The sequence below is a fragment of the Marinomonas pontica genome, from assembly GCF_036322735.1.
Classification (GTDB): Bacteria; Pseudomonadota; Gammaproteobacteria; order Pseudomonadales; family Marinomonadaceae; genus Marinomonas; species Marinomonas pontica.
Genome location: NZ_AP027271.1, coordinates 1,925,789 through 1,947,002, shown reverse-complemented (window position 1 = coordinate 1,947,002; position 21,214 = coordinate 1,925,789). Strand labels below are relative to the sequence as shown.

At 45.6% G+C, this 21,214-nt stretch carries 19 protein-coding genes; 16 read left to right on the top strand and 3 right to left on the bottom strand.

The genetic code is table 11. The features are described 5' to 3' along the window. Window positions 1-69: 69 nt before the first annotated feature. Complete coding sequence (locus AABA11_RS09105) at window positions 70-552, top strand: DUF2947 family protein (RefSeq protein WP_338267209.1); 483 nt, start codon at window positions 70-72, stop codon at window positions 550-552. A gap of 46 nt (window positions 553-598) precedes the next feature. Here the strand turns inward: AABA11_RS09105 and AABA11_RS09100 are convergent, their stop codons facing one another. Continuing rightward, window positions 599-1,306, bottom strand: coding sequence for a tRNA-uridine aminocarboxypropyltransferase (locus AABA11_RS09100; protein ID WP_338267206.1), 708 nt, complete (start codon window positions 1,304-1,306; stop codon window positions 599-601). 278 nt (window positions 1,307-1,584) lie between these two features. On the opposite strand from AABA11_RS09100, the gene AABA11_RS09095 reads away from it, so the two are divergent. Next, on the top strand, window positions 1,585-2,349 hold the full coding sequence (locus tag AABA11_RS09095; protein ID WP_265729780.1) for a DUF1499 domain-containing protein: 765 nt from the start codon (window positions 1,585-1,587) through the stop codon (window positions 2,347-2,349). Between the two features lie 68 nt (window positions 2,350-2,417). Next, complete coding sequence (locus tag AABA11_RS09090; protein WP_265729781.1) at window positions 2,418-3,005, top strand: TetR/AcrR family transcriptional regulator; 588 nt, start codon at window positions 2,418-2,420, stop codon at window positions 3,003-3,005. A gap of 27 nt (window positions 3,006-3,032) precedes the next feature. Here the strand turns inward: AABA11_RS09090 and radD are convergent, their stop codons facing one another. Next, window positions 3,033-4,793 (bottom strand): DNA repair helicase RadD, encoded by a 1,761-nt coding sequence (gene radD, locus AABA11_RS09085; protein WP_338267203.1) that lies wholly within the window; start codon window positions 4,791-4,793, stop codon window positions 3,033-3,035. A 115-nt stretch (window positions 4,794-4,908) separates the two neighbouring features. Here radD and AABA11_RS09080 point away from each other — a divergent pair, with 115 nt between their 5' ends. The 11 genes from AABA11_RS09080 (at window position 4,909) to AABA11_RS09030 (ending at window position 15,192) form a co-directional block, all read left to right on the top strand. Next, a complete protein-coding gene (locus tag AABA11_RS09080; protein WP_338267202.1) occupies window positions 4,909-5,601 on the top strand; it encodes a 2OG-Fe(II) oxygenase in 693 nt (230 codons plus the stop codon). A 104-nt stretch (window positions 5,602-5,705) separates the two neighbouring features. After that, window positions 5,706-6,701, top strand: coding sequence for an oxygen-dependent tRNA uridine(34) hydroxylase TrhO (gene trhO / locus AABA11_RS09075; protein WP_338267197.1), 996 nt, complete (start codon window positions 5,706-5,708; stop codon window positions 6,699-6,701). 205 nt (window positions 6,702-6,906) lie between these two features. After that, window positions 6,907-9,162 carry a DNA polymerase III subunit gamma/tau gene (gene dnaX / locus AABA11_RS09070; RefSeq protein WP_338267195.1) on the top strand — a complete coding sequence of 752 codons (2,256 nt, stop codon included), beginning with the start codon at window positions 6,907-6,909 and terminating at the stop codon, window positions 9,160-9,162. Window positions 9,163-9,177: 15 nt separating this feature from the next. Next, window positions 9,178-9,504, top strand: coding sequence for a YbaB/EbfC family nucleoid-associated protein (locus AABA11_RS09065; RefSeq protein ID WP_265729786.1), 327 nt, complete (start codon window positions 9,178-9,180; stop codon window positions 9,502-9,504). A 9-nt stretch (window positions 9,505-9,513) separates the two neighbouring features. Further along, window positions 9,514-10,107 carry a recombination mediator RecR gene (recR, locus tag AABA11_RS09060; protein WP_338267191.1) on the top strand — a complete coding sequence of 198 codons (594 nt, stop codon included), beginning with the start codon at window positions 9,514-9,516 and terminating at the stop codon, window positions 10,105-10,107. 1 nt (window position 10,108) lies between these two features. Beyond that, entirely contained in the window at window positions 10,109-11,266 is a 1,158-nt protein-coding gene (gene rnd / locus AABA11_RS09055; protein ID WP_338267190.1) for a ribonuclease D, read from the top strand. A 42-nt stretch (window positions 11,267-11,308) separates the two neighbouring features. Further along, window positions 11,309-11,602 carry a YcgL domain-containing protein gene (locus AABA11_RS09050; RefSeq protein WP_265729789.1) on the top strand — a complete coding sequence of 98 codons (294 nt, stop codon included), beginning with the start codon at window positions 11,309-11,311 and terminating at the stop codon, window positions 11,600-11,602. Window positions 11,603-11,619: 17 nt separating this feature from the next. Continuing rightward, window positions 11,620-12,099, top strand: a complete 480-nt coding sequence (locus AABA11_RS09045) for a YcgN family cysteine cluster protein (RefSeq protein ID WP_265729790.1) — start codon at window positions 11,620-11,622, stop codon at window positions 12,097-12,099. A 56-nt stretch (window positions 12,100-12,155) separates the two neighbouring features. Beyond that, entirely contained in the window at window positions 12,156-14,015 is a 1,860-nt protein-coding gene (locus AABA11_RS09040; protein ID WP_338267186.1) for a VWA domain-containing protein, read from the top strand. Next, complete coding sequence (locus AABA11_RS09035; RefSeq protein WP_338267184.1) at window positions 14,008-14,808, top strand: class II glutamine amidotransferase; 801 nt, start codon at window positions 14,008-14,010, stop codon at window positions 14,806-14,808. The genes AABA11_RS09040 and AABA11_RS09035 overlap by 8 nt, the downstream gene beginning before the upstream one ends. Before the next feature lie 135 nt (window positions 14,809-14,943). Next, complete coding sequence (locus AABA11_RS09030) at window positions 14,944-15,192, top strand: hypothetical protein (RefSeq protein WP_265729793.1); 249 nt, start codon at window positions 14,944-14,946, stop codon at window positions 15,190-15,192. Between the two features lie 121 nt (window positions 15,193-15,313). Here the strand turns inward: AABA11_RS09030 and cysK are convergent, their stop codons facing one another. Next, on the bottom strand, window positions 15,314-16,279 hold the full coding sequence (cysK, locus tag AABA11_RS09025; RefSeq protein WP_338267182.1) for a cysteine synthase A: 966 nt from the start codon (window positions 16,277-16,279) through the stop codon (window positions 15,314-15,316). 190 nt (window positions 16,280-16,469) lie between these two features. On the opposite strand from cysK, the gene hrpA reads away from it, so the two are divergent. Further along, window positions 16,470-20,345 (top strand): ATP-dependent RNA helicase HrpA, encoded by a 3,876-nt coding sequence (hrpA, locus tag AABA11_RS09020; RefSeq protein WP_338267179.1) that lies wholly within the window; start codon window positions 16,470-16,472, stop codon window positions 20,343-20,345. A gap of 57 nt (window positions 20,346-20,402) precedes the next feature. Continuing rightward, window positions 20,403-21,188, top strand: a complete 786-nt coding sequence (locus tag AABA11_RS09015) for an MlaA family lipoprotein (RefSeq protein WP_338267176.1) — start codon at window positions 20,403-20,405, stop codon at window positions 21,186-21,188. Window positions 21,189-21,214 lie beyond the last annotated feature (26 nt).

Genomic DNA, 21,214 nt, shown 5'->3' with positions numbered 1-21,214 from the left:
AACAAACGATCCTTTTTCACTTGTTAGATTAGTTTATTTCACCCTTTATATTTCTATAGGAAGCGCCACTTGTACCAACCGTTAGAACAGTTTTCAAAGTATTGGATTTTTAAGCGTAATGACCCAAAAGTGGCAGATGAAGATTTGCAAGGTATTCGCTTGTTAGATGAGTCTCGTGCCTCGCAAGTGTGGCGTGATTATATTAGTGATGAGCAGGTGCATCCGGATCATTTTTCTGACCGAGATTGGTTAAAGAAGAATAGCGCTCAAGCGCCGGACGGCAAGTTTCAATGGGAAAAAGCATGGGATCGCGACGATGCATCTTTGCCTGATGAAATGCGGGCACATTTTTCTGTGTGGGGTGCGGATACGACCGTGTTTTTTTGTTGCCATAATGAGCTGGTATTTGAAATGAATTGGGGCGTGTTTCAGCGTACTTGGAAAGCGTTTTTGTTCTTAGATAATGGTCCTGTATTGGTGGGTAAGAAAAAGAAACAAGCCGCACAATTTCATTCAAATGGGTGGGCTAATTTGTTATTTCGAGAGTCTTAGTGTCGCTTGTTTTTGCATTGTATTCTGGTTTTTATGTAATTTAATTTCATGTTTGCTCTTTGTTAGCGCGATGACGGCTGAGCAAACAGTGTTGGTTAAATGTTTGGTAATAGCTAATCAAACGCCGGCTTTCTGAATGGTGGCCTAATGCATCCAACAACATGGCTGTGACCTCTGCGGTGGCAAATTGCATGTCGTGACTTGAATGACGTACCAAAAAAGAGCGTTGAGCCTCGCTGCTGATTTCAAAGTGAGGGATGTTTTTTAGCCATTCGCTCTGGTGAAACATTTTGCTGGCTTGCTTCCAAGTGCCGTCCAGAATGATAAAAGTGTGCTCTTGTATGGCGTCGACAAGTTCAGTGTGTGCCCTGAGTGGCCGGCTTTGCCGTTGCGCCGTTTCTGTATTTGGAAACAGCACAGTGCAGCGGTTTCGTTTCTGTGAGAGCGTCTGTAACAGCGCCTCGTTTGGCTCGGTTCTGCTCCAAAGGAAAGCCTGGGTGTTATTGGGAAACAGATCTGCGATTAATCTACCGCTGTTGGTCGGCTTGTGTATCTCATCTCGGTGATAGAGCAGAATAAAATCAACAGGCGATGACGTTGCCTTTCTATGATGACAAAAGCAGGCGAACTCAGCCATTAAGCAGTGGTCGCATCGTACGGCGTTGGCGCCTCTGGCGATAAAAGGGCGCTTGGATGTGGCTTTACACGCCTCGCGCAGTTGATCGACGCAGTGTTTTTGGCTTTCGTGCTTCATGGAAAATATGGCTCTTGGATTGGTCGCGCTATTATCGATGATTCGTGAAATATATCTAGTTCGAGGGTGTTTTTTTGAAGGGGTGGGATTATCATGTTGACGACTCCTTCGGCTTGTTTTTAAAGGTAAATCAGACACATCTTTTATCCTTCTTATCAAAAACCTTACAGAAAATATGCAAATACAAAGGAATGAGTTGAAACGGGCTTGTTGCTGCTGTTCGTTGTCATCAAGTCACGATAAGGTGTGAGATATTATTTTTTCACTATGAGTTGTTTATGAGTCGTTATATCTCCCCGGTTTTATACATTCTCCTCATGCTGGTCGGATGTGTTGCGTTTATATCGATTGCCGGAGTAAGAGTGGGGATTTTTGAGCCGTTGACAGGTTTCTCCATGTTGCGCAAAAGTGTGTTTGCGTCTTTGGTTTTGTCTCTGCTAGCTGCGATTTCATTGGGCGCTTGTCGTAAGGAAAAAAACATTGGGGTGCAGCGATTTTTTATTCTCGTCCTAATGGTGTCATTTTTATACAGTGTTATGTGGATTGGCTTTTATTTTCAACGAGCCGGGCTGCCCGATATTAACGACATAACGACCGATACTGATATTCCTCCTGCGTTCCTCAATGTGAATTTTATTCGAAAGTCCAAAGAAAATGATCTTGCTTATAATGACGAATGGGCCTCTATTCAGCATAAGTTCTATCCAGATGTTCGACCTCTTTTTTCTACCAAAAGCAAATCTGTCGTATTTGCCACCGTGTCTGAATTAGTCAGTGAGCGTGGCTGGGATGTGGTTGCTACCTACTCAGGGGCTGGCATTGTTGAGGCGACGGCGCGCACGCCAATATTTGGCTTTAGAGATGACGTTATTATCCGAGTGACTCAGTTGGCTCCAAATAAAGTTCGTATTGATATGCGCTCTTGCTCTCGAGTTGGTCGAGGGGATTATGGCGTGAACGCTGAACGTATCGAGTCTTTCATGGCGGATTTGTCTGAAGCCTTACATCGTTCTTCCATGCCAAGTGTCAGTACGCTCCGCTAAATTACCACTCGTCATCGAAATTCAGACACGCTAGACTCCTCAGATATCTTTCTCAGAGGGAATGTAGGGTGAGTCTTCGACAACAGCAAAAAGCCAATACGCGCGCCAAAATTAAAACGATTGCAAAACACGCCTTTCTTACACAAGGAATAGAGTCAACCAGTACGCGCTATTTGAGTGATAAAGCCGGCATTGCGGTTGGTACCTTGTTCGTTCATTTCCCGGATAAACTCTCTTTAGTAAAAGATATTTTCTTTGATGAAATGGATGCTGCATTGCGCGCGGCAGCGGCGGCGCAAAAAGCCAGTGCGTCTCCTATTGATTATCTTTTGCAGACGGCTCAGGTCTTGTTCGATTTTTATGACGAGTACGCTGAGTTTTCACGTTTGGTGCTTTTGGATAGCTTGGCTAAAGGTGGCTTCCATACTAATCAAATGTCTGTGATCACAGATGGAATTGTTAAGCGTTTTAGACAAGTAAAGGTCGATGAAAAAACGGCCAATGTCTTTGCGGAAAATATGATTTCTAATTATTGGTTTGTTTTATTAACGGGCGTACCAAAAGGTGTTTTAGGACAGGCGGCCATTGACCACCTTAAGCGAATGAATTTGCCATTTGAGGTGTCATACAGAAACGCCTTAAAAAACTCCGCATAGTATTCTTAGTGGAGCTCGTTAGTACTCTTAGCGGAGCTCGTTGGCTTTTCGGTAAGGGCCTTGATAGTCAAACAGTCGTTCTGTTACTTGCCAATGTTGTTTTTGTTTTTTTGCGATCACAAAGTCTGGGGCTGGCAGATACGGAAGAAACCGTTCGACTTCTTCAATGTGATCAAACTCAACAGATTGGATACCGTTGGCGATTCTACGGGCAAATAGGTCATTAAATGCTTGCCGAGACTTCTTGAAATTAAAACGAAAGGTTTCGGATAGTGTTAGGCCATCTTCATCGTGGTAAGTGATTTGTATGCTTTTGTCTTTGACATTAAGCGTAGGGGTGATGGCAGAGCAACGAAGGACTTTGTTGTTTTTTAGGTTGAGTGCGCTTCTTAATAGGTCATCTGGGTCGATGAGCTTTTCGGCACAATGTTGGCATTGTCGAGCGGCGATGTCGTTTTCTTCATTGCAGTGAGGGCAGCGTTTAAAGCGAAAGCGATACGTGCATTGTTGTTCTTCACCTTCTTCGTTTTCTACTAGTCCGTGGCATCGACGTCCAAAATGTTCCAAAATGTTCCCTTCGGCGTCTTTTCGTCCCCAAAAAGTATTGGCAAAGTCACAAGTTGGGCAGTGTATTTGTACGGCAACGGAATCTTGGGTCGGTCGTTTTTCGCCTATTTCTGGCTGAAAAATATTGTAGCCATTGTTGGTGTAGTCTAATACTAGGCAGTCTTTTTTTCCTGGGCTGAGTCTCAACCCGCGCCCGACAATTTGTTGGAATAGGCTGATGGATTGTGTTGGGCGTAATATCGCAATCACGTCCACGTGTGGCGCGTCGAATCCTGTGGTCAATACCGAAACATTGACGAGGTATTTAATTTGTTTGGATTTAAACGCGGCAATTAACCTGTCTCTTTGCTGCAGTTTTGTTTTTCCGGTGATTAAAGCCGTTTGTTCTTTTGGTAAGTAGCTGACGATTTCTTTGGCGTGATCTATCGTCGCCGCAAAAATCATCACACCTTGGCGATTCTCACTGAGCTGTAATATTTGTTCGGTGACCGCCTTTGTGACGCGAGGATGTTTGTGAATGAGTTCGTTTAATGCAATGTCGTCGGTGTTTTGCTCACCATCCAAACTTTCGGTCAGTAAGCTGAAATCATAATGCGCAATGGCCGCATCGTAGTGGATTGGGGGAGTTAGAAAACCTTTTTTCACCATGTGTTGCAGTGGTAATTCAAAGATGCACTTTTTGAAAAGTGAGTGGGTGCAATGTCTGGCGTAGCCATGGTAATGGGTTTGATAGATCCAGCCACTGCCTAATCGATAAGGTGTCGCGGTTAAACCAAGAATTTTTACGGTGGGGTTTAGTGCCCGAAAATGTTCGATGGTTTTGTTGTATTGGCCACCGTCTTCCATGCCGACACGGTGGCATTCGTCAATGATTATGAGGCTGGCAGGTTCATTAAAGTCTTCAAGATTGGCTGACAGAGATTGAATGCTGGCAAACGTGGTTTTCTCTGTGCTGGACTTTTGCTTGAGCCCTGCCGAATAAATACCTGCGGAAGCGCCAGTTGCGAGAAACTTCGCGTGGTTTTGTTCAACCAGTTCTTTTACGTGGGCGAGACAGATTACACGGCCTTTAGCCAGTCGGCTTAATTCGGCAATGACTAGGCTTTTTCCTGCCCCAGTAGGAAGGACGATAACGGCAGGGTCGTTGCTATTACGAAAATGTGTCAAAGACGCCTCGACGGCGTGAACTTGGTAATCTCGTAATTGGAAGGCTGGCGTCATTTTATTTAAATCTATCTGGTGAATTCATGATGTGTTGTGCCGGGGGCTACAGTATCATAGCGCTCTAAGTGATTTTGCCTTTTTGTGTGATTTTTTATAAGTGACGACCCTATCTATGTCTACCGAAGTCCTGCCTGCTAAACGTCTGTATGTTGAAAATTCGATTCCTGCTTTTAGTCGAGAGGAGCCATTTTCTAATTTGCTAATGGATCTGCAGACAAAAGGCTGGAGTGTTCAGGATGACTTTTTTTCAACGGATTTCACCCAAGCCTTGGTGGATGAAGCAGAAAGCATACAAAATGCGTTTATGTTGCAGGCTGGTATTGGTCGAAAACAAGATCATCAAATTGTATTGGATGCGCGCCGTGATTACATTCAGTGGATTGATCCAGATAAACCAATTCGAACCGATTTTTTGAAAATGATGGCGGAATTGCGTGTTGCATTAAATCGTCGTCTGTTTCTTGGCTTATTTGATTATGAGGCGCACTTTGCCCGTTACGAAGAAGGCGCTTTTTATGAAAAGCACATTGATGCTTTTAAAGGGGAAAGTAACCGCATTTTGTCTACCGTGTTGTATTTGAATGAAGATTGGCAAGACGGCGATGGTGGCGAGTTGGTGATTTATGACGAGCATGACCCTTCTGTTGAGGTCGGTCGCTTTTTTCCAAAGAAAGGGCGGCTGGCGGTGTTCTTGAGCGAATGCTTTTATCATGAAGTCGTTGTTGCAAAACGCACTCGCCACAGTATTGCTGGCTGGTTTCGTGTCAATAATACAACTGGGGCGACACTTGATCCAGACCAGTAAATTCTCCTGTGGGTGTTCTCTTCATTTTTATGGCTAGAGTCTTTATAATGCGCGCCTTGTTTAATTGCTCTGGTTTTACGTTCCAGATCGCATAGGAGAAAGATATGTCAAAAGTCGTAGTGTGTGCCCTTTATAAATTTGTTGAACTGCCTCATTTCGAATCTCTTCGAGAGCCTCTTCAGAAAACCTTAGAAGACAATGGTATTCGTGGTACTTTGTTGCTTGCCAGTGAAGGAATCAACGGCACTGTAGCGGGAACGCGCGAAGGCATTGACGCCATGTTGTCATGGTTAGATCAGCAGCCTGGTTTAGATAAAATCGTTAACAAAGAGTCTTATGACGAAGACATGCCTTTCTACCGCACCAAAGTAAAATTGAAGAAAGAAATCGTGACCATGGGCGTTGAGGGAATTGACCCTAAACGTGTTGTTGGCACCTATGTAAAGCCGACGGAATGGAATGCTTTGATCTCCGATCCTGATGTGGTTTTGGTGGACACTCGTAACGATTACGAAGTGCAGATAGGCACATTCAAAAATGCGGTCAACCCAAAAACGGATACTTTTCGTGAGTTTCCTGCTTACGTGAAAGAAAACATGGATCCTGCAAAACACAAAAAAGTTGCCATGTTTTGCACTGGTGGAATCCGCTGTGAAAAATCGACGGCCTACATGCTAGAGCAAGGCTTTGAAGAGGTTTATCACCTTGAAGGCGGTATCTTGAAGTACTTAGAAGAAGTGCCAAAAGAAGAAACCTTATGGGAAGGTGAGTGCTTTGTTTTTGATAATCGTGTGTCTGTTAATCATGACCTACAAAAGGGTGAGTACGATCAGTGCCACGCTTGTCGTATGCCAATTACCGAAGAAGAAAAACAGAGCGAGCACTATATTCAGGGCGTAAGCTGCGTGCATTGTGTTGACAAATTCACTGATGAGCAGCGTCAGCGTTTTATTGAACGCGAACGTCAGGTTCAGCTTGCTCGTTCTCGTGGTGAAGAGCACATTGGCGCAGAAGTTTTGGATGCGGTGGAAAAACACCGTTTAGAGAAAGCGTTAGAAAAAGAACGTCAACGCAAAGTGCGAGAAGCCAAAGTCAACTAACACTAAGCCGAACTCTGTGTATGTCGCTGAAAAATTCATGGGCGATATACACGGTTCGGTGTTGTAAATTTAACCTATTGATCTTTATCGCGAAGTTTTTTGGTATTTCATCTCATAACCGACCTCACAGCGCACTAAGAGTGGTTTCGAAATTGTTCGTACTGCCGTACAATAAAAAATCGCTTTTTATCAGCCAGTATCTATCATGAGTTATCAAGTTTTAGCACGTAAATGGCGCCCACAGACGTTCCTTGAAATGGCTGGGCAAGACCATGTACTTCAAGCGTTGGTCAATGCGTTGCGCCAGCAGCGTTTGCATCACGCTTATTTATTTACCGGAACACGCGGTGTTGGTAAAACCACCATTGCGCGTATTTTCGCTAAATGCTTAAACTGTGAAACCAATGGGATTTCACCAGAGCCTTGTGGTACCTGTGATAGTTGCCGCGAAATTGCTGAAGGCCGCTTTGTTGACCTAATTGAGGTAGATGCGGCTTCTCGTACCAAAGTAGAAGACACTCGCGAATTATTAGAAAACGTACAATATGCGCCAACTCGTGGTCGCTTCAAAGTCTATCTAATAGACGAAGTACACATGTTGTCGACTCACTCCTTTAACGCCTTATTAAAAACATTAGAAGAGCCACCCGCTCACGTTAAATTTCTGTTGGCCACCACAGATCCGCAGAAACTACCTGTCACGATTTTGTCCCGTTGTTTGCAATTCAATCTCAAAAATATGTCACCGCAACGTGTGGTCGATTATTTACAAACGGTATTGAACACTGAGCAGGTTAACTTTGATCAGCCAGCATTGTGGCAGATTGGTCAAGCGGCGAATGGCAGTATGCGTGATGCCTTGAGTTTAACGGATCAGGCCATTGCCTTTGGTAATGGTACCATTTCAGAGTCGGGTGTAACGGCGATGCTGGGCTTGGTGAATCAAGCGCAAGTATTGGATTTACTAGAAAGTGTTGCCTCTAAAAATGCGGCGCAAGTCTTGAGCCGTATTGAACAATTGGCAGATTATCAGCCGGATTTTACGGCGATTTGTGGCAGTTTATTGGATGTTTTGCATCGCATTGCAATAGAGCAGCAAGTGCCTGGAGCCTTAGTTGATCAGCTAGGGGATTTGGCGCGCATTCAGGCAATGGCGGCCAATGTGAGCGCGGAAGAAATTCAAATGATGTATCAAAGCTTGTTAATAGGGCGTCGAGATTTGTATCTTGCGCATTCTGCGAGAGCAGGCTTTGAAATGTTAATGCTAAGGCTGATTGCCTTCCGTCCTGCACCGCCTATGATGGTGAATCATGATGCGCCTCCTGTAGTCATAGCACAACCAATTGTGCCTGCTGAACCGAAAGCCACTCAGGTGCCGGAAGAAAGCACAGAAAAAAAAACGCCCATCGTTGACGAACCGGTACAAGTGATGTCTCAGGAGGAGCGCCCACCATGGGAAGACGCACCTGATGCTGACGTTATTGAAGAAAAGGTTGAAAGTTCGGTTGAAAGAGCGGTTGAGCATGTTGTTGATGCAGAAAGCGATGTTCAACATGACTCTATAGAAAACAGCTATGTAGATGATATTTCTTTAAAAGAAACCAGTTTAGAAGAGAGCACTTTAGACAAGAGCACTTTAGATAATGGCTCTTTTGGTGGTGAAGCAGCTGAGCCAGCTGTGGTTGAACACACATCAAATCCAAATGACGAGGCTCAAGAAGCTGTCGATTCGCCAGCTACAGACTTCGGTGACGTTGTCGAAACCGCTGAGCCCGTCGATCAAGGCCAGTCTAAACCGTCCGCTGTCACAGACACTCCGTTTGTAAACGGTGTTCTGGATGAGAGTGACGATGATGATGAAGACGAGGACGAAGCAGAAGAGCGTGCGATTGCCGACATCGTTGACCCATTCAACCCTGCGGCAGATTTGGTGGATGCCTTAGCGGCAGATCCGGTGGATGCTCCTGACAGTGACGACAATTCAGAAGCAGACACGCGTTTAGCAAAAGTACCAGACACGATTGCCCAGCCTGCAATGGGCATGCCGTTGCCAGAAATGAGTCATTATAATGAATTGACCATGAAGCTTTGGTGGCTGGTGGCACCTCGATTGCCCTTGAAGGGCTTGGTGCAAAACATACTAATGAATTCCAGCTTAGTAGACGCCAGTGATCAGGGTATTCGTCTCGAGGTGCCGTTAGAATACGGCCACATGCTTAATCAAATGCGTTACGAGCAAATACAAGGCGCACTGAGCGATTTTTTCGCAATGACGGTGCCCCTAATTATTGATACGGTGGAAGACACGAATGGCGTCACTGCAGAAGAATTTGCTGCCAGCAAGCGAGCAGAGGCTCTGCAAGTGGCTATAGAACATTTAAATTCACACCCAGTTGTGCAAGCGTTATCGGCAACGATGGGCGCACAATTGGTTTATGATACGGTTAAAGTTAAAGCTTAAATTGGAGAAAAAGTTATGTTCAAAGGTGGTATGGGTAACATGATGCGCCAAGCGCAGCAGATGCAAGAAAACATGCAAAAAGCGCAAGAAGAAATCGCCAACATGGAAGTCGAAGGTCAAGCGGGTGCTGGTCTGGTCAAAATTCTAATGACAGGCCGTCATGATGTGAAACGAGTGTCTATTGATGACTCATTGTTTGCTGACGATAAAGAAATGTTGGAAGACTTGATTGCCGCGGCAGTAAACGATGCTGTTCGTAACATTGAAGTAACACAAAAAGAAAAAATGGCGTCAGCAACGGCGGGAATGTCGTTGCCACCTGGCTTTAAAATGCCTTTCTAGGAGCGAGCTTTGTTTAGTCCCTTAATAAAAGAATTGATTGAATCACTGCGTTGTTTACCTGGTGTTGGGCCAAGGTCGGCGCAAAAGATGGCGTTGTATCTATTAGAACGAGATCATCAAGGGGCGGATAGACTGGCGAACGGCTTACGTGAAGCACTAGATAAGGTAGGTCGATGTTCAAGTTGTCGCATTTTGACGGAAGAGTCAGAGTGCGAGCTTTGCCAAGACCCAGAACGGGACGCAACGCGTTTGTGTATTGTCGAAACGCCTGCCGACGTGGTCGCAATAGAATCTGCGGGTACGTTTACTGGGCGTTATTTTGTATTGTTGGGGCATTTGTCACCGATTGACGGTATTGGTCCAGAAGAGCTTGGTTTGGATCGTTTAGAGGCACTGGTTCAGCATAACGAAGTGGAAGAAGCTATTATTGCCACTAACTCAACGGTGGAAGGCGAGGCGACTTGTCATTATATCGCCGAAAAATTAAAAACATTAAACATCAACGTGAGCCGTATTGCTCATGGTGTGCCAATGGGCGGCGAATTGGAATACGTTGATGGTAACACTCTGGCCTTGGCGCTAGAGGGACGGAAAAAACTCTAAGATGAATGATCAAGATGATGCTCTAAATGATGATGCCCTGAATATTGTGTGGGTTGCTGACAATGAATCGCTATCGAGCTGGTGTCATTACTGGGCAGAGCTGCCTGTAATCGCTGTCGATACTGAGTTTATTCGTCGTACAACGTATTTTCCAATTACGGGGCTGATTCAAATTAGCGAAGGCGATAAAGCGGTATTGATTGATCCTTTGAGTATTGATGAATGGGAGCCGCTGCGTAGCTTGATGGTAAACCCTTCTGTGATGAAGGTTTTCCATGCTTGTTCAGAAGACTTAGATGTGTTTGACCGATTGCTAGGGGTACTACCGACGCCGTTTTACGACACGCAAATTGGTGAGGCGTACGCGAGCGCACAATGGTCGTTAAGTTACGTGAAGTTGATTCATGAGTATTTGCAAATTGAAGTCGCCAAAGATGAGACGCGCTCCGATTGGACACAACGCCCATTAACGGATGCGCAAAAGCGTTATGCGGCTTTAGATGTGGTTTATCTTGCGAAAGTGTACCCAATGCAAGTGGCCCGTTTGCAAGAAAAAGACATGCTTGAATGGGTGTTGGAAGATTGCGAATCGCTTAAGTGGCAATATCAAATGAACTCGGATCCTGAGCAGAACTGGGATGGCATAAAAACCGCTTGGCGTTTGTCTCCTGCAGGTCTGACGTTATTGCGCTTGTTGTTTATTTGGCGAGATGGCCAAGCACGCAAAGAAAATGTCCCTAAAGGCCAAATTTTAAAGGATCGCACGTTGTGGTCGTTGGCGAAAACATTGCCCACGCATCATAAAGCGGTGTCAGAAGCAGAAGAGTTAACAGGCCGTCAACATCGTTTGTACGGAGAAGTGATTTTAGAGCAAGTGGCTTTGGTAAATGAACTGTCTCCGGATGAATATCAATTGCCTTTGGAAGCGCCTCTGCCATCACAAGCTGGGGAATTAACGAAATCCATTAAAGCGTTCGTTCGTAAAAAGGCGGAAGCATTAAATATCGCTCCAGAAGCCATGATGAAGCGAAAATTACTGGATCCATTGGTGCGTCATTTGTTTGATGGTACTGATGTGGATTGGCAAAACCCAGCCATTACGGGATGGCGACGTGACGTCATTGTAGATCCAGTGTTAGAAAAATTTAAGAAGTCTTAATTTTAAAAGGCAAAACATGGCGTGACACGCCAAGAGAACATTATGAAACAGCATTTAATCGTAGAAGTATTTCGCTCTAGTAAACATGATGGCATGTACTTGTATGTGGAAAAAAGTAAAGGCCTGAAAGACATACCAGAAGAGCTAATGGCCCGTTTTGGCAAAGGTATCAGTGCAATGACAATGTTATTGACTAACGAAAGTAAATTGGCTCGCGCTACCCCAGAGAAAGTGATTGAAGGGATTCGTGAAAAAGGCTTTTATTTGCAATTACCACCAGCGAAAGACGACTATTTATTGGATCTTTATAAGACGCCAACAGAAGCTGTCTATTAACGAGTTGGATTGAAAGAATGATTGCAAAGCGTTACGAACCGTTTTGGAAAACCACGCCGCTGGAAAAAATGTCGCCAGCCGAGTGGGAGTCGATTTGTGATGGCTGTGGCAAATGTTGTCTACAGAAATTACAAGACGATGACACTGAAGAGGTCTTTTACACCAATCTTGCGTGTCATCAGTTGAATATTACCTCGTGCCAATGCAAAGTCTACGACACTCGCCAAGCAAAAGTCGCAAGTTGCATTACTTTGACAGCGGATCAAATTGATCAGTTTCAATGGTTGCCAGACACATGCAGTTATCGTGTTTTATATGAAACGAAAGAGCTGCCTAACTGGCACCCATTAGTGGTGGGTAATGACAAAGAGATGCTACGTCAGGGCTTAACGGTTCGACATTATGCGATCAATGAGCAGTCGGTGGATGAAGAAGATTGGGAAACTCATATTATAAAATGGGTACATGGTATGCCGGAGCCGTATGATATAACGTGATACAGCGAACGGTCGCTAATCTCAGCAAAGTAAAGTAGTTCAAGGAGTTCGCAAACGTGAAGTGGTTGAAAATAAATACTGTGTTGTTGGTGGCTGTTTTATCCTTTTGGATGCCGGTAAGCCAAGCGGATACACAATTCCGTGTCATTGTTGATGCCTCTGGTAGTATGCTGATCAGCGACCCTGATAAGCTGACGTCTGAGGCATTACGTCTTATTTCAAATCTCGCCCCAGAAGAGCAAGCTACGCTCGGCATTTGGCTATTTGGTGAGGAGCCGAGAGTCTTATTGCCCGAATCCACTGTCAATAAAGCCACGAAAGCCAAGTTAGCAAGCTACGTGAACAGTTACGTTACACAAGACGTGAAAACCGACTTGGAAGCCATTATTAAGCTGCTTTTGAAAACACCCGATAGTGGTAATTTGGCGTCTGGTTTCAGCCGTCACTGGATATTGGTAACCGATGGCATGGTGGACATCAGCTTAGAAGACAGCGTTAATAAAGCCTCGCGAGATCGAATTTTAAATCAACTTACTTCTGAACTGGAAGACAGAGGGATTCATCTTCATACCGTTTCTATGACGGGTTACACAGACAAAGCGCTGCTGGAATCCTTGTCACTTAGAACCAACGCGACCCATACGGAAGTGGCCATTCCAGAAGATTTACTCGATACCTTTGATCGTATTTTTTCACAAGCATCGCCTTCTGATGAGCTGCCGTTTGATGGTGACCACTTTTTAGTTGATGACGCAATCGATGAGCTGACTTTGGTCGTGTTTCATGACGGAGGGCGTCAACCTCGTATCACCAAACCAGACGGTAGTGCGTTGGCATTGGTGAACAGTAATAGCGTGTCTGTATCGGCGGCTGAGCATTACACATTGCTCACGGTGCGTCGTCCAGCCGCTGGGAATTGGACGGTCAGTAACGTGGATTTAGAGCGAAGCAGTGTCAGAGTAATGACGGATTTAGGCATACAGGCTTCGACTATTCCGCCGATTGTATTTCAAGGCGAGGCAACAGCGTCCTCGGTTGGCGTGTTTCAAGAAAATGCTCTTATTCAAGATTTAGACGTGCTTGGCTTGCTTAACGTAGAACAGACCTTGGTTCGTCTAAGTGGGGAGCAAAAGGAGACAGTGTTTATTCATAACATGGCGCTTAAAGACGATACGTTTGTTCAGACCATTGGTGCCATTTCTGAGCCAGGCAATTATGAATTGATTAGTTTGGTGGACGGTAAAACGTTTTCTCGACAGATGAGTCAGTTTTTTACCGTGAATCCTGCGATCGAATTTAGCGGAACGAACCCGAGTGGGAACTTGATTGCTTTTTCAGCTAAGCCTGTGAATTTGCGATTGGATGTCCTGAGTTCGCACATCATGCTTGAGTTTACCTACAATAATGGCACCACCAAAATGGAAGAGATGCCCTTAGTGGGGCAAGGTTATTGGGAAAAAATAATACCCGTTGAAACAAGCGATACCGTCAAGGTTCGTGCACAGTTATCTGGCGTTACACAAACCGGATCTGAGTTCGAATACTGGACGCCTTTTTGGCATTTTAATAAACAAGCGGATAACTCGTTAGAAGTTGGATTAGGGCAAGTTTCTAGTGTGGGTGCTGTTTTATTGTCGGCTCCCATTTTAGAAAAAGACGCGATGCCGGTCATGGTTCCACCGGCTATTTCCATTGTGACGGATGCCCAAGAACAGATAGAAACACAATCAGAGGGATTAAAACCCGATCAAGAAAGCTCGCCAGTGACAGAGAATACGGGCAATTTATCAGAGCAAGAATGGATCTTGTATGCCTTGTTAAACGTTGGCGGCATTATCGCAATAGCGGGCGGTATTTTCTTATATCGTCGCTTAAAACATAAATCCACAGACAGAGACGATATAAACGATGTGTGAGTTATTAGGCATGAGCGCCAATGTGCCAACGGATATTTGTTTTAGTTTTTCGGGGCTGCGAGCCCGCGGTGGTCGAACAGGTCCCCATAAAGATGGCTGGGGAATGGCCATGTACCGTGACGGCTATGTCTGGGCGATCCACGATCCAAGGCCAAGTGCCGATTCGGACATGGCAGAAGTCATCAGTAACACATCACTAAAATGTGACATTGTGATCAGTCATATTCGTCAAGCAAACGTCGGCGCGGTAAGTCTATTAAACACCCACCCGTTTAATCGTTTGTTGTGGGGCAAGACTTGGACTTACGCCCATAATGGGCAACTTGAGTCATCGGAATCGTTGCCAATCGAACATTACCATCCATTAGGTAGTACAGATTCAGAGCGTGCTTTTTGTTGGATTGTAGAGCAATTGCAAATTCGTTTTGGTGATCAAGAGCCAAGCGTCGTCGCGGTGTCAGAAGCGTTATCAGATTTAGCATTACAGCTGAAATCGCGTGGTGTCTTCAATATGATGTTGTCTGATGGCGTGCGTTTATACTGCTTTTGTACCACAAAATTGCACTGGATTACCCGACGGGCGCCGTTTAAAAAGGCCACCCTGTCCGATGAAGATGTGATCGTCGACTTTAAAGAAGTCACCACAGACAAAGACGTTGTGACCGTCATTGCAACCCAGCCACTGACGCATGATGAACAGTGGCAGCAAATGGAAGAGGGTGAACTTTGTGTGTTTGAAGGCGGCGAAGTGGTTTGTCAGATCAAAGCGGCGCATTTAACCACCGCTTTGTAGGCTACGCTCGTGTAGGTTATGCTCGTTTTCGGCTTTAGCGTATCTGTACAGTTTAGGTTTGGCGGTCACGGTATTTTTCACTGGCTTCGAGACCTGTTATTCTAAGGCCATTATTGATGTAACAGAGTAAAATAAATGATTAATGATAACGATGTGATCGAAACCTTAGATGAACTAGAAACCTTTTTGCGTTTGGTTGAAATGGGCGGTTTAGGTCTGGATAACGTGTCGGGTGTGGCACTGGCAACTAACAATGCGAATGGTCGCCCTTTTGTCGCGGTTTTGGACGACAACCAGCAGTTAGTACTGGGACGTTGGGTAACGGCCGATGTGTTTGAAAATGGCAAAGACATCGTGCGCTATGGCGCGAAAAAACCGCATTAATCGTCTAACTAATGAGGTGCCTCTCCGTTCTCATTCAAAAAGGCGAGAGTAAAGGCATAAAAAATCCCCGCTAGGTTGTGGCCTAAGCGGGGATTTTGTTTTCTATGGGTGTCGCGTGTTTTTATTGTACCAATTCGTTGTCGGTGAATTCACCTTCAAACAACGCAGTAGATAAGTAGCGCTCACCAGAATCGGGTAATACAACAACGATTTTCTTATCTTTAAATTCGTCAAGTTGGCTTAAACGCTCAGCCGCAACGACTGCAGCGCCACATGAAATACCACACAAAATGCCTTCTTCACGCATTAAACGTTTCGCCATAGCTATCGCGTCTTCATTGGACACTTGCTCAACGCGATCTACGATAGAAAGATCAAGGTTTTTTGGTACGAATCCCGCACCAATGCCTTGGATTTTATGTGGGGCAGGGGCGGGTGTTTCACCGTTAAGTGTTTGCGTGATAACCGGAGAGCTGGTTGGCTCTACCGCCACACTGACAATCGCTTTGCCCTGAGTGTTTTTAATATATCGACTTACGCCAGTAATGGTACCGCCAGTGCCAACGCCTGCTACGAATACATCGATTTCACCATTGGTGTCTTGCCAGATTTCTGGTCCCGTGGTTTTTTCGTGAATTTCTGGGTTGGCTGGGTTATCAAACTGCTGCAATAAAACGAAATTGTCATCTTGGGCGATTTCTTGTGCTTTTTCGATTGCGCCTTTCATGCCTTTGGCAGGCTCCGTCAAGACGATGTTTGCACCCAGGGCTTTCATCACTTGACGACGCTCGACGCTCATACTTGATGGCATAGTAATGGTGATCGGATAACCACGAGAAGCCGCAACAAAACACAAGGCAATACCAGTGTTGCCACTGGATGGTTCTACTAACGATTTTCCTTTGGTAAGAACGCCGCGTTTTTCAGCGTCCCACACCATGTTGGCGCCAATACGGCATTTAACGGAAAAAGCGGGATTGCGAGACTCAAGTTTCGCCCAAATATTCCCATTTCCAATGCGGTTTAAACGTACAAGTGGCGTGTTGCCAATGGTAAGAGAGTTATCTTCAAAGACTTGATGAGACATACCATTTCCTTTTTTTTGGTCTGTTTGAGTGATAGCGCCGTATAAGACACTTTGCGAATGTCGTTCACTATAACCCTTAGGTTGGGATTGATGTTAGAATTTACAACTATATAGATAGAGACCTTTGCACAACAATTGTGCTTGCCCATACTTTCTCTGCGACAAGCAAAAGGATACTAGTTTAGCTATCATGCCGACACATGCTGTAATGACGCGCGATCGTCATCTTATCCATCAAAAACAAGGTCAACTGAGACAACGTCAAAAAGACGGTTTGCCATTTGATCGCATGCAATCTGAATTGAACGAACTTATCGAAAAATCGGAGACACTACACCAAGCTCGTTTGTCTCGTCTGCCAAAGATCACCTACGACGAAAGTTTGCCTGTTGCCGCACGCGCGGATGAAATCATCAAAGCGATCCAAGAAAACCAAGTCGTTATTATTGCGGGTGAAACGGGGTCAGGTAAAACCACACAGTTGCCGAAAATGTGTTTGCAAGCCGGACGAGGCATCGCGGGTCTGATCGGCCATACGCAACCAAGACGTATTGCGGCGCGCAGCGTAGCGGAACGTATCAGTGATGAGTTGCAGGTTAACCTTGGCGAACAAGTGGGTTTTCAGGTTCGTTTTAGTGATGAAAGTAACGAAGAAACACTGATCAAGTTGATGACCGACGGTATTTTGTTGGCTGAAATTCAACAAGATAAACGCCTGTATAAATACGACACCATCATCATAGACGAAGCCCATGAGCGCAGTTTGAACATTGACTTCCTGCTTGGGTATTTAAAGCAAGTCTTGGCCGCACGCCCAGATCTAAAAGTGATTGTGACCTCGGCAACCATTGATATTGAACGTTTCTCCCAGCATTTTGAAAACGCGCCGATCATTGAAGTATCGGGTCGAACGTATCCGGTTGAAATCCGTTACCAGCCCTTGTTAAGCAAGTCCGACTCAGAGGAGTTAGACGAAGACCAAAGCATGGAGCAAGGCGTTTTAGATGCGGTTGAGCTGCTTATTGCCGAAGAACGGCAGTCAGGATATCGCGGAGCGGGCGATATTTTGGTGTTTTTACCGGGTGAGCGAGAGATTCGTGAGACAGCGGAGATTCTACGACGAGCTGAGCTACGTGGCACTGAAGTGCTGCCGCTGTATGCGCGTTTGAGCGCCAGCGAGCAACAACGCATTTTCAAATCCCATTCAGGTCGTCGGATTGTGTTATCGACGAACGTCGCGGAAACCTCGTTAACGGTGCCGGGCATTCGCTATGTCATTGACCCTGGCTTAGCGCGAATTAGCCGCTACAGTGTGCGCTCCAAAGTTCAGCAGCTACCAATAGAGAAAATCAGCCAAGCCAGTGCCAATCAGCGAGCAGGGCGATGTGGTCGTGTGGCCGACGGTATTTGCATTCGTTTGTATGATGAAAACGATTTTAACAATCGACCAGAATTTACCGATCCGGAAATTTTCCGCACCAACTTAGCGTCGGTTATTTTGCAAATGGCCAACTTGAAACTGGGCGCAGTTGAAAAATTTCCATTTGTTGAAATGCCCGAAAAACGCATGATCAATGACGGTTATCGCGCATTAACCGAGTTGGGCGCGTTGCACAAAGACCGATTGACTCCGATTGGTCGTCAGCTCGCCAAATTACCAATTGACCCAAAATTAGGGCGGATTTTGATCGCAGCTGAACAACACAGTGTGCTCAAAGAAGTGGCGATTATTGTCAGTGCCTTGTCTATTCCTGATCCTCGTGAGCGCCCACAAGATAAGAAAACCCAGTCTGATCAAGCGCATGCCGTCGACAAAGACGAAGATTCAGACTTCGCCGTGTTTTTAAACTTGTGGGAACGTTTTGAAGAGCAGCGCCAAGCCTTGTCGCAGAATCAGCTGCGTCAGTATTGTCGAAAACAGTTTTTGAATTTCATGCGCATGCGTGAGTGGCGAGATATTCATCGACAAATCATGATCGCTTGTAAGCAGCTTGGTTTTAAAGAAGTTCAGCACGAAGAACGTCATTACGAAGCCATTCATCGTTCATTGCTGGCGGGGTTGTTTACGCACGTGGCGAATAAAATGGAAGACAGTAAAGACATGCTGGGTTGTCGATCTCGTAAGCTGTCTATCTTTCCAGGCTCCATGTTATTTAAAAAACCACCACAATGGATCATGGCCGCAGAGCTGGTGGAAACCAGCAAATTGTACGCGCGCGTTGCCGCTCGTATTGATCCTGCTTGGATTGAAGAATACGCCGCACCCTTTGTTAAACGACAATACTTCGATCCGCATTTTGAGCGGAATCAAGGTCGTGTCATGGCCAATGAACAAGTGTCTTTGTATGGCTTGGTGATTGTTGCGAAACGTCGTATGGATTATGGCCACGTCAATCCAGAGGACGCGCGTGAGATATTTATCCGCTCTGGGCTGGTGGAAGGCGAGCTTAGAACGAAGCAAGCGTTTTTTCGTAAGAATAAAGCCCTGATTGAATCGCTAGAGACGCAAGAAGCCAAGCTGCGGACTCGCGATATTTTGGTGGATGACGAGACAGTTTTTGCGTTTTATCACGCTAGGCTGCCTGATCATGTGCGCAATCTAAAAAGTTTAGAGCACTTTGTAAAAACCTCGCCTGAAGCGCTGCTCATGACTCGTGAGGATCTGGTTCAGCAAGACGTAAATGTCGACGCGGCTGCGTTTCCAGATTCTTTTGGTTTGAATGGCGTTGCTTTGCCGATTGATTATAAGTTCGACCCCGGCCAAGCCAGTGATGGTGCTACCTTAAAAGTGCCTGTTGGTTTGTTGCGCCAGTTGAGCTTAGACGATTTGGGATGGGCGGTTCCCGGTTTTATTAAAGAGCGTTGTGAGGCGTTATTGCGTGGTCTCCCAAAAGCGTTGCGTCGTCGGTTTGTGCCAATTCCGCAGTTTGTTGAGCGTGTGTACCCCAATTTGTCGAAAGACAAAGGCGATTTGCTCGAACAGCTGAGTTTGCAGATTAAGCGCGAAACCTTAATCGATATTCCATTAAACGAATGGAATGCTGAAAAACTGGATTCGCATTTGACACTCAATTTAGAAGTGGTGGACGAGCGCGGAAAAATTTTAGGTGTTGGGAAGAATCTAGCGCAGCTACAGGCGCAGTTTAGCGATCTGGTGGAAGAGAGCTTTGCCAAATTTGGCACGAAGCAGCATGAGCAAGAAGGGCTAAGCGCTTGGCCGGATCAAGACATTCCAGAGCGTCAGGAGATCAAGCAAGCGGGCATCAAAGTGACCGCGTTTCCTGCCTTGGTTTCCCAAGGTGACAGTGTGTCTCTTAAAATGTTTGACGATCTGAACACCGCGCTGGACACGCATCGTAAAGGCGTGGTGACGTTACTGAAATTGACGCTCAGCAAAGACATGCGTTACATGCAGAAAAACTTACCTCACCTAAAAGAATCTATGCTGATCTTTTCCCCGTTGGGGCAGAAAGAAACCTTGCTAGAGGATTTGCTTAATGCAGTACTAGAAAAAGTATTTCTGGAAGGTCGTGCGCTGCCGCGTACCAGAACGGAGTTTGAATCGTGCGTTAGCACTCATAAACCTCGATTAATCAGTGTTGCCAACGAAATGGCAGAGCAGCTGTATCGTGTCTTATCCTCTTATCAAGGGGTTGCGAAAAAAATGAAAGGCACTATTCCACTGCCTTGGACGCGAGTGTATGGGGACATAAAGGTGCAATTAGAGCAGCTTATTTACCCCGGTTTTATTGGCAATACGCCGCTTTTTTGGTTGGGGCAATTGCCACGATACTTTAAAGGCATCGAAGTGCGGTTGGAGCGTTTTCAAAATCATTTGAACAAAGAAAACGCCGCTGTGTCTGAATTGGAAGCACTTTGGTTGAAATATACCCAACAGAGAAAGGCACACGAAGACAAAGCATTGTATGATCCAGAATTGGTGAAGTACCGTTGGATGTTAGAAGAGTATCGCATCTCCTTGTTTGCGCAGTCCGTGGGCACTTTGGAACCCATTTCTGAAAAGCGCTTGGCGAAACAATGGAGCGAAGTGAAAAAACTGGTTTAGTGATTGGATCGGGCGGCTGTCTGGTATTCGATGATAGATAATAAGGAAGAGTGAAGAATGCTGAAAGTAATGGCTACATGGTTGCTAAGTATGAGTTTTTTGTTTTCTCAGTCGGTCTTTGCAGCGACAGAAGAAGACCCTTGGGAAGGGTTTAACCGATCCATGTTCGCGTTTAATGACACCATCGATGGCGCTGTGCTTAAACCCGTGGCGCAAGGGTACAAGGCGATCACGCCCACGCCGGTGCAAAAAGGCGTGAGTAATTTTTTCTCTAACTTGGGGGAAATAAGCAATATTGCCAATAACTTATTGCAAGGGAAGTGGGATGGTACGGCGTCTTCAACTTTTCGTTTTTTGATAAACAGTACCGCGGGTTGGTTTGGTATTTTTGATGTGGCCAGTGAAATGGGTCTGAAAAAGTACGATGAAGACTTTGGGCAAACCTTAGGTTATTGGGGGGTATCGTCGGGCCCATACCTGGTTATGCCGTTCTTTGGCCCGTCCACGGTACGGGATGGTTCTGCTTTTGTCGTGGAATACACTTATGTCGATGAAACGGGGCTTTTGGATTTGAATAGTGATGAAGAGTTGGGCTTATTAGGGCTGAAAGTGATTGATACGCGGGCTCGCTATCTTAATGCTGAAGGCATGATAGTCGGGGACCGCTATAGCTTTATTCGTGATATCTATCTGCAAAATCGCGCTTACGAAGTCTATGATGGTAATGTCCCAAGCAAACCCGTGGCTCAGGATGCGAATCAGGGGGATGACAGCTGGGCGGAAGACAGTTGGGGTGAGGAAGCGGACAGTGGTTCTAGCTGGGGTGAGGAAGCCGATTATTGATCGCCGTGTGTTGTGATCGAAAAACC